The 12332-nt window shown below is 65.3% G+C and carries 14 protein-coding genes; 4 read left to right on the top strand and 10 right to left on the bottom strand.

Annotated features, from left to right (window positions below; genetic code table 11):
* Positions 1-22: 22 nt before the first annotated feature.
* The 4 genes from ACP156_RS03410 to trhA all read right to left on the bottom strand — a co-directional run bounded on the left by ACP156_RS03410 (position 23) and on the right by trhA (position 4307).
* Positions 23-1180, bottom strand: coding sequence for an isovaleryl-CoA dehydrogenase (locus tag ACP156_RS03410; RefSeq protein ID WP_425049884.1), 1158 nt, complete (start codon positions 1178-1180; stop codon positions 23-25).
* Between the two features lie 336 nt (positions 1181-1516).
* Entirely contained in the window at positions 1517-2179 is a 663-nt protein-coding gene (locus tag ACP156_RS03405) for a DUF1236 domain-containing protein (RefSeq protein ID WP_425049883.1), read from the bottom strand.
* 178 nt (positions 2180-2357) lie between these two features.
* The gene (locus ACP156_RS03400) at positions 2358-3569 is read right to left on the bottom strand and encodes a DegT/DnrJ/EryC1/StrS family aminotransferase (protein ID WP_425049882.1); all 1212 of its coding nucleotides are present in this window, start codon (positions 3567-3569) and stop codon (positions 2358-2360) included.
* 57 nt (positions 3570-3626) lie between these two features.
* Entirely contained in the window at positions 3627-4307 is a 681-nt protein-coding gene (gene trhA, locus ACP156_RS03395; RefSeq protein ID WP_425049881.1) for a PAQR family membrane homeostasis protein TrhA, read from the bottom strand.
* Positions 4308-4579: 272 nt separating this feature from the next.
* On the opposite strand from trhA, the gene ACP156_RS03390 reads away from it, so the two are divergent.
* Positions 4580-4843 (top strand): YjhX family toxin, encoded by a 264-nt coding sequence (locus ACP156_RS03390; protein ID WP_425049880.1) that lies wholly within the window; start codon positions 4580-4582, stop codon positions 4841-4843.
* A 126-nt stretch (positions 4844-4969) separates the two neighbouring features.
* On the opposite strand, the gene ACP156_RS03385 is transcribed toward ACP156_RS03390, so the two are convergent.
* The 4 genes from ACP156_RS03385 to ACP156_RS03370 all read right to left on the bottom strand — a co-directional run bounded on the left by ACP156_RS03385 (position 4970) and on the right by ACP156_RS03370 (position 8132).
* Entirely contained in the window at positions 4970-5152 is a 183-nt protein-coding gene (locus ACP156_RS03385) for a zinc-finger domain-containing protein (protein ID WP_425049879.1), read from the bottom strand.
* A 144-nt stretch (positions 5153-5296) separates the two neighbouring features.
* Positions 5297-6010 carry a hypothetical protein gene (locus tag ACP156_RS03380; protein ID WP_425049878.1) on the bottom strand — a complete coding sequence of 238 codons (714 nt, stop codon included), beginning with the start codon at positions 6008-6010 and terminating at the stop codon, positions 5297-5299.
* 168 nt (positions 6011-6178) lie between these two features.
* The gene (locus ACP156_RS03375) at positions 6179-6547 is read right to left on the bottom strand and encodes a histidine triad nucleotide-binding protein (RefSeq protein ID WP_425049877.1); all 369 of its coding nucleotides are present in this window, start codon (positions 6545-6547) and stop codon (positions 6179-6181) included.
* A gap of 7 nt (positions 6548-6554) precedes the next feature.
* Entirely contained in the window at positions 6555-8132 is a 1578-nt protein-coding gene (locus ACP156_RS03370; RefSeq protein WP_425049876.1) for a DUF5928 domain-containing protein, read from the bottom strand.
* A 148-nt stretch (positions 8133-8280) separates the two neighbouring features.
* On the opposite strand from ACP156_RS03370, the gene ACP156_RS03365 reads away from it, so the two are divergent.
* Positions 8281-9099 carry a sulfotransferase family protein gene (locus tag ACP156_RS03365; protein WP_425049875.1) on the top strand — a complete coding sequence of 273 codons (819 nt, stop codon included), beginning with the start codon at positions 8281-8283 and terminating at the stop codon, positions 9097-9099.
* A gap of 73 nt (positions 9100-9172) precedes the next feature.
* Here ACP156_RS03365 and ACP156_RS03360 read toward each other — a convergent pair whose 3' ends face one another.
* Positions 9173-9340 carry a hypothetical protein gene (locus ACP156_RS03360; RefSeq protein ID WP_425049874.1) on the bottom strand — a complete coding sequence of 56 codons (168 nt, stop codon included), beginning with the start codon at positions 9338-9340 and terminating at the stop codon, positions 9173-9175.
* A 261-nt stretch (positions 9341-9601) separates the two neighbouring features.
* Between ACP156_RS03360 and ACP156_RS03355 the strand changes: the two genes are divergently transcribed.
* A complete protein-coding gene (locus ACP156_RS03355) occupies positions 9602-10072 on the top strand; it encodes an NUDIX hydrolase (protein ID WP_425049873.1) in 471 nt (156 codons plus the stop codon).
* 66 nt (positions 10073-10138) lie between these two features.
* Positions 10139-11614 carry an inorganic phosphate transporter gene (locus ACP156_RS03350; protein WP_425049872.1) on the top strand — a complete coding sequence of 492 codons (1476 nt, stop codon included), beginning with the start codon at positions 10139-10141 and terminating at the stop codon, positions 11612-11614.
* Here ACP156_RS03350 and ACP156_RS03345 read toward each other — a convergent pair.
* A complete protein-coding gene (locus ACP156_RS03345; protein WP_425049871.1) occupies positions 11594-12121 on the bottom strand; it encodes a cupin domain-containing protein in 528 nt (175 codons plus the stop codon). The genes ACP156_RS03350 and ACP156_RS03345 overlap by 21 nt on opposite strands.
* Between the last annotated feature and the right edge of the window lie 211 nt (positions 12122-12332).

The following is a 12332-nucleotide window of genomic DNA, read 5'->3' as shown; positions in this document are numbered from 1 at the left end:
GACACCTCCATGTTGCTGCCCTTCAGATGGCCATCAACTCGCGTCCGATCAACATGCGGCGGATTTCACTGGTCCCGGCGCCGATCTCCATCAGCTTGGCGTCCCGGAAGATCCGCGCCACCGGGCTGTCGTTCAGGAACCCCGCGCCACCCATCGCCTGCACCGCCTGATGCGCCTGCTTCATCGACTCTTCCGAGGCATACAGCACGCAGGCCGCCGCGTCCTGACGCGTCACCTCGCCCCGGTCGCAGGCCTTCGCCACCTCGTAGACATAGGCCCGGGCCGAGTTCATCGCGGTGTACATGTCGGCGATCTTCCCCTGCATCAGCTGGAAGTTCCCGATCGGCTGGCCAAATTGCTTGCGCTCGCGCATGTAGGGCATCACCTCGTCCAGACAGGCCGCCATGATGCCGGTGCCGATCCCCGACAGGACCACACGCTCGTAATCCAGCCCGGACATCAGCACCCGGACCCCGCGGCCCTCCTCGCCCAGCACGTTCTCGAAGGGCACCTCGCAGTCCTCGAACACTAGTTCGGCGGTGTTCGACCCGCGCATGCCCAGCTTGTCGAAATGCGGGCTGGTCGAGAACCCGGCCATCCCCTTCTCGATCAGGAAGGCGGTGATCCCCTTCGACCCCGCCTCGGGATCGGTCTTGGCATAGACGACCAGCAGATCGGCATCCGGCCCGTTGGTGATCCAGTATTTCGTGCCGTTCAGCCGGTAATGATCGTTGCGCTTCTCGGCGCGCAGCTTCATCGATACCACGTCCGACCCGGCGCCCGCCTCGGACATCGCCAGCGCGCCCACCTTCTCGCCTGACACGAGCCCGGGCAGACAGGCCTCCTTCTGCGCCTGCGTCCCGTTCAGACGGATCTGGTTCACGCACAGGTTGGAATGCGCGCCGTAGGACAGCGACACCGAGGCCGAGGCGCGGGCGATCTCCTCGACCGCGATCACATGGGCAAGGTACCCCATCCCCGAGCCGCCGAATTCCTCTTCCACCGTGATGCCCAACAGGCCCAGTTCGCCCATCTCGCGCCACAACTCGGCAGGAAAGGCGTTGTCCGCATCCACCTTCGCGGCGATCGGCTTCACCCGCTCCTGCGCCCAGCGATGAACCATCTCGCGCAGCGCGTTCACTTCCTCGCCAAGGTCGAAGCGCATCGATCCGTCGAACATGGCCATTCCTCCCCGAAGCCTGTCTCGCCCGCACTGCACCACGCGGCGCAGCGGCTGTCCACCACCCAGACACACCGCGCCGGCAACGTCACGACGGCGCCGTGCTTCTTCTCTTTCCAAATACCTCGGGGGAGTCGCGCAGCGACGGGGGCGGAGCCCCCATCGCACGTATGATTGGCGCACCTTTGGTGCGACGTGTGATTGGCGCACCTTTGGTGCGACATGCGATAGGCGCACCTTTGGTGCGACGGGGCAGATCCCCCGCCAACACCCGGAACAAGCGAAAAGGCCCGGGCACATGCCCGGACCTTCCCGTCGTTCCTGCGGATCGCTGCCTTAGAAGTCGGCGATGTACACGATCTCGCGGCTGTCCGGCTGCACCAGCACGTAACGGCCGTTCAGGTTGATGTACTCGTACTCCGCATCCGGCACCTGGTAGGCGGTGACTTCGACCGGCACGGTCGCGCCTTTCACGACTTCACCGTTCACGAACACCGGCTCGACCGGGTTCTGCTGGATGTAGGTCACGGTCTTTTCTTCCGGCGACAGCGTCACGCCGGTCGCAGCGCCGATGATCGCACCGCCGACGATGGCGGCGGGGCCGCCGATGGCCAGGGCGCCAACCGCCGCGCCCATCGAACCCAGCGCCAGCGCGCCTTCTTCATGCGCGGTTTCGTCGTAGGTCACGACCTTCGTCTCGGTGGCTTCCATGTTCGGGTAAACCGCGACGTATTCGCCTTCCAGTTGCGTGGCAAGGTAGTCGCCATAGGCCCAGCCCTGTTCACCGTTGTAGTCGACCTCGCACCAGTTGCTCTGTTCGAGGCAGCCCAGAACGGTGACATCGGCTTCGGCGTCGATCACGTTGTTGATCGCGTAGTTGGGGCCGGGGCCCGCGCGCAGGTTCAGATCGGTGGCGGCGGTCGCCATGGTCTGCGCCGAGGCGCCGGTGGCAATCAGCATCGCGGTGGCGGAAACGCCGAGAATGGCCTTGCTGAACATCAGTCTTCTCCTTCGTTTTTCACTTCACTGCTGCCCGTCTTGCGAGTGTCTCGGATCGGGCCTCAGGGGGCGAACGTCTTGTCCGCCCGGCTGCCCCCTCAACACGGGGGCCGCGGAAAAGGTTTCGAGAGAGTTCAGTTAACCCATGGGAAACTCGGCAAAATCTTGCCAGTCCCGGTTAGCTGGCGGCTGCAGCCGCCTGATGCTGGCGGGTGACTTCCTGCCTTATTATACGGGCGATCAGCGCACAATCTTCGGTTGAAAACGTCAACGGAATCCGCATGTCCATCAAACCCGCCAAAACACGGTCGGTGCGCGGCAGATCCGGCGTTTCGGCATAGCGCCAGCTGTCGTAGCGCGAGGTGAAGGCGACCGGTTCCGCCGCGCCGAACCATTTCAGTTCCACCCCCCGCGCGGCGCAGCGCTTCACCACCGCCTGCACGTCGGCGGCGGCCCAGTCCTCCAGCAGGAACTGGATCGACGAGCCCACCGGCGTCTCTTTCGCGGGACGCTCGATCACCGTCAGCCCGGTCGTGCCGCGCAGGCCGTCCTCGATCGCCCGGTAGCGTTCGTTCCAGCGCGCGCACTGGTCGGCAAGGCGCGGCAGCTGCGACCGCAGGATCGCGGCGCGCAGGTTGTCCATCCGGCCCGACATATTGGGCGTCTCGTAACGCGCCTCGGCAAAGGCCTCGGGCCCCGGCGCGGCAAGGTGGCGCCCATACAGCATGTAGGACCCCGACAGCATGACCGCGCGGGCCATCACGTCGGCGTCGTCGGTGATCAGGAAGCCACCTTCGCCCGAGTTCATGTGCTTGTAGGTCTGGGTCGAGTAACAGGCCGCCTTGCCGTGGCGGCCCGACGGCACGCCGTCCCACGCCGCGCCCATGGTGTGAGCGCAGTCCTCGACCACGGTGACGCCCGCGCCATCGCAGATCGCCATCAGCGCATCCATGTCGCAGATATGCCCCCGCATGTGGCTCAGCAGCAGGAACCGCGCGCCGCTGTCGGCGATCTTCGCCTGCAGGTCGTCGAGGTCCAGCACCAGCCCTTCTGTCACTTCCACGAAGACGGGCACCGCGCCGACATTGGCGATGGCGCCCGGGACTGGGGCCAGCGTGAAGGCGTTGGACAGGACCTTGTCGCCCGGCTTCACGCCCACCGCCCGCAGCGCGCAGGCCATGGCATAGCCCCCCGAGGTGACCGCAAGACAGTAGCTCGCGCCGGTGAACGTCGCGAAGTCCTGTTCCAGCAGCGCCGCCTCGCCCTTCTCGTCGCCGGCAAGGTTGTAGCGGTGCAGCCGTCCGTGGCGCATGACCTCGACTGCGGCGGCGATGCCCTCTTCGGGGATCGGTTCCTGCTGGGTGAAGCTTCCGGTGAATCTTTCGTCCATGGGGCGCACATTGCTGCGCCGCCCCGGCGGCGTCAATCGGGGCGCGACGCGCCAGCCTCAGACAGCGCTATGCGCCGAGTGCATGAAGACCGCGACGAAAAACACGACCGAGGCGGCCACGACGAAAACGTGCCAGATCGTGTTGTGAAAGCGCAGCCGCTCCCACATGAGGAAGAAGGTGCCCAGCGAGTACAGGACGCCGCCCACCACCATCAGCACGATGATCGACCACGGCAGTTCCGCGATCAGGTCCTGCCCGCCGACCACCACCGCCCAGCCCATCGCAAGGCAGATGCCGATGCCCAGCAAAGCCGGCCGCCGCGGCAGCACGAAGTTGCAGACCGAGGCCACCACCGCCACCGCCCAGATCGTCGCCAGCAGCCCCCGCCCGGCCCCCGCCATCAGCGAGAACGGCGTGTAGGTGCCCGCGATCTTCATGTAGATCGCCGATTGGTCCAGCTTCAGCAGCAGGCGTTTCAGGTCGGGGCGCGGGATATGGTTGTACGCAAGCGACGCGCCCAGCATGACGATCAGCGTGGCGCCGTACAGCGACACGCCCACCACCCCCGGCGCCGCCCCGTGCCAGACGGCGGTCAGGGTGATCAGCACCGGAACAGCGCCCATCGCCAGCACCAGCGCCGCGATATGCACCACCGCATCGCTGATCAGTTCGGGGCGCGAGTAGACCGGGCAGTCATCGGCCATCGGGCGGCCCGCGGTGTCAGGGACTCGGGTCATGGGTCAAGCCTATACCCCGTCTTGGTATATGCGAAGTAACGATCCTGCCGACACAGTGTTCGCGCCGCGGCGTCACACGCCGTTGCCTCCTCTTGACGCAGGGGACAGCGGGCCCTTACGTGACCCTCACATCCTTGCGAGGAATTGTAGATGTTGGAGCTTGTCACGAACCACTGATCTCTGCCGGCGGCGCCGGAGGGATCAAGGACACGGGGGCGCGGCCGCAGGTCGCCGGCGCCCCGTCTCTGCATGGTTCACGCACAGGCCAAAAAATGAACATCTCGAAGATCGAACAGCGCGTGCTGCACGTGCTGGCTCAGGGCGGTTTGATCCGCTACGAACGCGCCTCCAACGGTCGCCTGACCGAAGTCGACTGCTTCACGCATGATGGCTCGGTTCTGGCGGATTGCACGCTGGACATCGTCAGGAAACTGAAGCGCAAGCGGCTGATCGAGTCGCGCAACTCCGGCCCTTACCGGATCTCGGACACGGGCCGCCGTTCGGTGCGCGCCCAAACCGACAACCGCACCGGATGACCGGGCGCGGAAGACACAGGAATGCCCCGCCGCGCGCGGGGCATTTCGCCACTCAGGGCGGCGGGCTCGGTTAGGGAAGTTCGCAGCGCCACGATCCAACGACAGACCGTGGCCACGGACCGCGGCCTAGTGCGCGTCCTTCGCATCGTCCGCAAGGACATAGCGCTTGTCGCAATAGCCGCATTCGACCCAGCCCTTGTCCGGCGAGATCATCAGCCACACGCGGGGATGGCCCAGCGCGCCCTCGCCGCCGTCGCAGGCGACGCGGGTGGTATGGACGATTTCCGTTTCAGGCGCTTCGATGGTCATGGCACTAGCTCGTTCATCTGGCGGGTCCGTCGCCGGGATACTAGCGATTGCGGGCGCTTGGGCAAGCGCGTTCACGCAGGATTGGTTGATCCGTCGCGGGCTGCCGCGCGGTCAAACGCGTGGCGAAGCCGCTGCAACGGCCCGCTACCGGCCCGCCGCCTCGACCGCGCGCGCCTTGCGGATGATCGCCCTGTCGGTGCGGCCCTTGACCAGCCAACTCAGCGAAAACGCCCAGACTCCCACCGCCTCGAACCAGAACACCAGTTGATGTTCGATGACGAAGGCGGACTGCGCCGGCGTGCCGATCTTGCGGAACGTGGCCGCGACGATGGTCGCCACCGTGGCCGCGAGGATCAGCCAAGCGCAGGCGACATAGATCGCCCGCCGCCCCGGCTTGGCGGTGCGGGCGAACTTGAAATAGCATAGGTAGGCCATGCTGAGCAGGAAGATCAGCGCCGCAAGGTGGTGGGCCATATCGCAGATGAAGACGCCGAACAGGTGCTGGCTTAGCGCCTGCGGCTCCAGCGAGGTGTTCAGCGTGCCCCGGTTCGGGATGAAGGCCGCCGCAAGGGCGGCGACGCCCGCCAGCGTGGTGACGAGGTCGTCCGAGAACCGCTCGTCATCGTCGCGGCGAAATCCGGTGTAGCAGATCAGGAAGACCCCGATCGCGGTCAGGATTCCGACGAACACATCTCGGCTCAGCGTGTGGTAATAATCGCTGATCGACGGCTCGGCCCCGTCGAAGGCGATCCCGATGACCAGAAGCATCAGGGGCAGCAGGAAGCCAAGAACGCCAAGCGCCCGCCTCACCCGGTAAAAGTTGTCGACGATTTCCTCGCGCGCGTTGACGTATTCCATCAGCAGCCCCCCAGCGGCGCCCCCACGCGCCTGTCCCCAATTGGGTAATAGCTAACGCGTCTCCGCCAAAGCGATCAACAACTTGCGATGCAGTTCTCTCCTGCCGACACGCCGCGGCCCGTAGGATGGGGTTCCACCCCATCCCCCACGCGGCACTGGCGGACGGGCTTATGCCTTTTCCAGCATCCGCCCCAGCACGCGGCCCGCGAGGATATGGACGTGCAGGTGCGGCACTTCCTGCACCCCGTCCTTCCCGGCGTTGGAAATCAGCCGCCAGCCATCCGCCTCGACCCCGAGGTCGGCGCAGATCTTTCCGACGGTGCGGACATAGTCGACAATCTCGGCATCCGACGCCTCTTGCGCGAAGTGGTCGAAGGTCACGTAAGGCCCCTTCGGGATCACCAGCACATGCGTCGGGGCTTGCGGCGCGATGTCGTGAAACGCAAGGCAATGCTCGGTTTCCATCACGGTGTTGTTCGGGATCTCGCCCCGCAGGATCTTCGCAAAGATGTTCTGGTCGTCGTACTGGTAGCCCATAGGTCCCTCAATCCACGAAGAGATAGCCGGTTTCCGCGATCTCGCGCGCCCTGTTCTCGGGGATATCGAGGAACCGCGCAAGGGCAAGGAGGTTGTCGTCCGGCGAGCCGCTTTCGCGCAGACGGTAGACATGCTCGAACCCGGCGTCGCGGATCTGGTCGCTTTCATAGACGAAATCCGCCCGGATCGTCGGCAAAAGCGCCTCCAGCGTGTCGGGCGGCGTGCGATCCCCGGCAAGGCCCACGCGCTTGGCATGGCCCACAAGGTATTCGTCCGAAAAGTCGCACTGGACCTCCAGCATCTTGGTGCCGGAGCGGTCCGAGTAGAAATCCCGCATCAGGTCGATGGCGCCGGGGTCAAGGCACATCACCAGCCGGTCGCTGTCGTGATAGTCGAACAGCATCCGCATCAGCGACCGCCGGTGCCGCGTGCGCTTTTCCACCGTCGACTGGATGCCACCAAGGTCGGGCAACGGGCAGCTGTCCTCGTTGAACAGATACTCGACGCAGGGAATGCCGGTGACGATGCGGATGCGGTCGAGGATGCGCTTTGCGACGTGCCACTTCTTGCACACCACGATCATCAGCTCCCGCTCGCGGCCCAGCGTCGACTCGGTCTCCCAGAAGCGCGGGCTGAACCGCCGCCCCACCCGGCCCCGCCCGACGACGAAGCTGAACAGGCTGCGCCCCTCGTTCGAGATCTGGAACGTCGCCTCGTCGTTGGCGTAAAGCTGGCCCAGCCGGTCCTTCAGTTCCAGCGCGCCGGGGCTGATCTTGCGCGCGAACAGATAGTCCTGCGACAGCAACAGGTCGTAGTGGTCGTTGTAGAAGGTCACCGGCATCCCGTAGTCGGTGAACATCAGGAAGGTCAGCGTGCGCCGCCGGATCTCGGTCTCGGGGACGAGGTGCGGCACAAGGGTCTGGAAGAACGTCTCGTCCGGAATCCATGTCGTGCGGAAGAACCGCACCACGTCGGGGCGGGTCTTCACGAAATCGAGGATCCATTCGATGGTGCGCCGCCGGAGGCACCACCATTGCGAGCCGATCATGATTTGCATGTCGCCCGGCACCTGCCGGGACAGGCGCAGCTTCTTCTGAACCTTGTGGCTGGCATAGAACAGAAGCTTGTTCTTCCGCTCGTTGAACCAGTGCCGGTAATGCAGCCGGTCCCCCTTCATCCCGGTCTTGATCCAGTCGCTTTCGAAGAAGTCGAAGCTTTCGATGTAATCCACGTCCTCGGCATCGAGGAAGGCGTGGGCGTAGGCCGCCGACTTGATCGACATGCAGTCGCCCGACAGCATGTAGAAATGCGTGGCGCGGGGGAATTTCTCGACCGCCGCCATCACGGCCTGCAGCGTCGCCTCGACAAGGCTCCATTCGCCCCAGCCGCATTTGACGCGCCGTTTGGCGAATACGACCGACGGATTGTCCTTCAGCGCCGCGTGAATCGTGTCGAAATGCTGCTGCGAAGCGCGGCCGTCGAAGTGAATCGAGATATAGTCGCCGCGTGCGGTCAGCCGCTCCGCCTGTGCGATCACCGACTCGGGGTCCTTGTGACACAGAAGGATGAACGCGATTTTTGCCATTTTGGAAACGGTCTGCCTGCTGCCCGCCTGTTGCTAGCCTTCATATCGTGAAGACCCATTGAAAAGACAGCCCGGGTTTGCTCTTTTCTAACGCGATATGGCCAGGGTGGGCAGGGGACGATCCACCCGGCAGCAGGAGGCGGAAAATATGGGGTTTCCAGGGACCTGGATGACCGAAAGCGAAAGCATGGTCTATCGGGTCGTACCCAAATGTGCCTGCTCGACCATCGGGCAGATCATGTTTTACTCGGACCACGGTCGGTTCTTCGACGGCGACATTCATGACTCGACCGAAGGACTGCACAAGTGGGCGCAGGACGGCAGCCAGCAGAAGATCGAGGCGAACGTGCTGAACCACGCAAGCTATTCGTTCACCTGCGTGCGGAACCCCTATACCCGGATCCTGTCGTCCTTTTTCGACAAGATCTGCGGCATCCAGCGCAACGGCCGCCGCTATCGCGGCAACCTCGTGCCGCTGTTGGTGCAGAAATACGGGATCGAGGTCGGCGGCGACGACGGCAAGCAGGAGTTCGACCAGATCAAGAGCTTCCGGCGGTTCCTGCTGTTCGCCCGCGACACCATCCGCTGGCGTCGCCCGATGGACCCGGACATCCACTGGTCCGCGATGTCGGGCCACGTCTCGACCTTCATCGTGAACGGCGGCACCTACGACAACATCTTCTTCACCGAGAAGTTCAACGAAGGGATGCAATCGGTGCTCGACGCGGTCGAGGTGGCGCATCCCGTCGACCTGAAGACCATTCCCCGCTTCAACGAATCCGAAGGCCACGGACCGAAGCGCGCGCACCCGGTCGAGGATTACTTCGACGACCTGTCGATGCACCTTGTCTACGAGATCTACAAACGCGATTTCGAGGTGTTCAAGTACGACTTCGAGGACCCGTCGAACAAGATGCCGGTGGGCGAGATCGACCTCGACGAGGTTCACAAAAAGCTGGGAGACTAGCGCCGGTGGGGCGGGCAGGTCTTGCCTGGCAGGCGCGCGCAGCGCGGGGATCGGGGCGCGTGGTGCGCGGGGGTCAGTCGGTCAGATAACCCTTGTCGCGGAAGAATTCGACAAGTGCGGCGCGCACCGCCTGGGGGCGGCTCAGGCCGGCATCCGGGTGGTCCCGGGTGTACTGTGTCAAAGCCTCAAGTATTGGCGCCGGAAGGCGCACCGTAACCGGAAGTTCCCTGTCGCTGGGCATCAAGTTCCTTTCCTGAGACCGTGAACCCTCGCCGACGCGGCGAAGACGCGGTCGCTCTCAAATTTGCCGTGAGATATAACGAGTGAACCACTTAGGAACAGCCATATTTTAACCTATAGTTAATCAAATGACTGGCAACTCGCCCAAAGATCAAGAGGTTGCAGCGGTCCAATAAGCCATTTCGTAGCGTCGCTTGCGTCCTGCCGTTGAAAAATGTATCTCACACATATATACAAAAAAGAAAGTCCGGCAGGTACGAGCATGATGGAATTCGCCCGCAAAACGTGGCGCAACGTGATTGCGCCCACCCTTCGACGTCCGATCGACGTCCAGTTCGGCGCGCTGTGCTATCGGCGCGGCCCGGACGGCGTGTCGGTGCTGCTGGTGCAAAGCTCGCGCGGGCGCTGGCTGCTGCCCAAGGGCTGGCCCATCGACGGCATGGACGGGGCCGAGACGGCGATGCAGGAAGCGTGGGAAGAGGCCGGCGTGCGCGACGCGCAGGTCGAGCGGGAACCCGTCGGCAGCTACGAGACCGCCAAGCGGCTGGACACCGGCCTGGACGTCCCCTGCGTGATCCACGTCTACGCCGCCGAGGTGACGCGGCTGTCCGAGGATTTCCCCGAAGCCGACCGCCGCCGCGTGATCTGGACCTCGCTGGACGAGGCCATCGCCCGCGCCGGCGACCCCGGAATCGTCACGGTGCTGAAGACGTTCCGCAAGCGGTTCGTCTAGGCGCCCGACCTTGAACTTTCCGTCCGGCAGTCCTAATCGGGCGCCCCGATACAGGCACCCTTCCGGATGAGTCAGAACAAACCCTCCAGTGACTGGCATACGCTCGACAAGGATCTCGGGCGGATCGGCCAGCTTGAATATGCGGCGCAGCATATTTCGCGCCCCCTTGTCGGGGTGGGCGTTGCGCTGGCGTTCGTGCTGGTGGCCGGGTTCGTCGCGGCGCTGGTGATCGGGACCGGCCCGGCGCAGTTGACCGTGGTCGCCGCCGCCGTGCTGGGCGCCTACATGGCGCTGAACATCGGCGCCAACGACGTCGCGAACAACATGGGCCCGGCGGTGGGCGCACGGGCGCTGTCGATGACCGGCGCCATCGTGATCGCCGCCGTCTGCGAAAGCGCGGGCGCGCTGCTGGCCGGCGGCGACGTGGTCTCGACCATCTCGACCGACATCGTGGCGCCGTCCAGCATGGCGGACACCCACGTCTTCGTCTGGGCGATGATGGCCGCGCTGCTGTCGTCGGCGCTTTGGGTCAACCTTGCCACCTGGCTGGGCGCGCCGGTCTCGACCACGCATGCGGTGGTCGGAGGCGTGCTGGGCGCGGGCATCGCCGCCGCCGGGTTCGGCGCGGTGAACTGGCAGACGATGTCCGCCATCGCGGCCAGTTGGGTGATTTCCCCCTTCCTTGGCGGCGTGATCGCCGCGGCGATGCTGGCCTTCATCAAGGCGCGGGTGATCTATCAGGACGACAAGATCGCCGCCGCGCGGGTCTGGGTGCCGGTGCTGATCGGCGTGATGGCCGGGACCTTCGCCACCTATCTCGCGCTGAAGGGCCTGCGCCGCGTGGTGTCGGTGAGCCTAGAGACTTCGCTGCTGATCGGGCTGCCGCTGGGTCTGCTGGCGTGGCTGGCGAGTATCCCGATGGTGCGGCGCCAGTCGCAGGGGATGGAGAACCGCAACAAGTCGCTGAAGGCGTTGTTCGCGGTGCCGCTGGTGTTCTCGGCGGCGCTTTTGTCCTTCGCGCACGGGGCGAACGACGTGGCAAACGCGGTGGGTCCGCTGGCCGCCATCGTCCATGTCGGATCGTTCGGCAGCAACGACGCGCTGGTTGCGATCCCGCACTGGGTCATGGTGATCGGCGCGTTCGGCATCTCTTTCGGCCTGCTGCTGTTCGGCCCGCGGCTGATCCGCGTGGTGGGCAGCCAGATCACCAAGCTGAACCCGATGCGCGCCTATTGCGTCGCGCTGTCGGCGGCGGTGACGGTGATCCTTGCCAGCTGGCTTGGGCTGCCGGTCTCGTCCACCCACATCGCCGTGGGCGCGGTGTTCGGCGTCGGGTTCTACCGCGAATGGTACATGGAGCGCCGCCGCCCCGGTCGGCGAAGCCCGGAAGAGATCCGTGTCGCGCGCGAAGAGCGCCGCAGGCGGAAGCTGGTGCGCCGGTCGCATTTCCTGACCATCGTCGCCGCCTGGGTGATCACCGTGCCCGCCGCCGCCGCCATGTCGGCAGTGGTATTCCTGGCGCTATCCTCGGTCTTCGGCTGAGCCGCGCCACGCCCTGATCAGCGGGCCGTCCGGCCCGGACAGGGGATCGGTGTCTGGCAGCGGCACCCTTGCGATCTCTGCCACCCGGTCCCGCCCCTCGCCCGCGCGGCAGGTCGAATAGCGCCCCTGCCCCTGCGGATAGCAGCCGCACACGGCGAAATCGCCGCTGGACGACAGCCGGCAGTGCCCGGTGCCCGCGGGCAGGATCAGCGTGTCCCCCGCCTCGACCCGGAACAGCTCGCCCTGCGGTCCGCCCAGCATCAGGTCCGCGTGACCCGAGGCGACCGACAGCGCCTCGTGCGCGTCGGGGTGCCAGTGGTGATAATCGAACACGGTCCAGACCCAGTTGCCGGTCCAGCCGTTCCCGCGCTGGATGTGGTGGATCGCGTCCGGAGACAACGCCGGATCAAGCGCGCCTTGCAGGATCACCACCGGAAGGTCGGGGTTGTTCGGGATCTGTCCGTCATCGCCGAAGCGGCGGGTGATGGGCCTGGGTGCGGTGGGCATATCGGTCCTCCCTTGGCGATACATACCACGCGGAAGGGGGTGATGGGGGAACTGCCCCCGTCGCACCGCAGGTGCGCCTTGGAAGAGGGCGATGGGGGCTCTGCCCCCGTCGCACCACAGGGGCGCCTTGTAAGGGGGGGGAGGGGGGGGGGGGGCCCCCCCCCCCCGCGCCGCCCCCCGCGGGTGTTGGTAAGGAAGAACCGCCCCGGGG

The sequence above is a fragment of the Psychromarinibacter sp. S121 genome (assembly GCF_049801035.1).
Classification (GTDB): Bacteria; Pseudomonadota; Alphaproteobacteria; order Rhodobacterales; family Rhodobacteraceae; genus Psychromarinibacter.
Note: the sequence above shows the minus strand (reverse complement) of the source record. Positions and strands in the feature narration are given on the sequence as shown.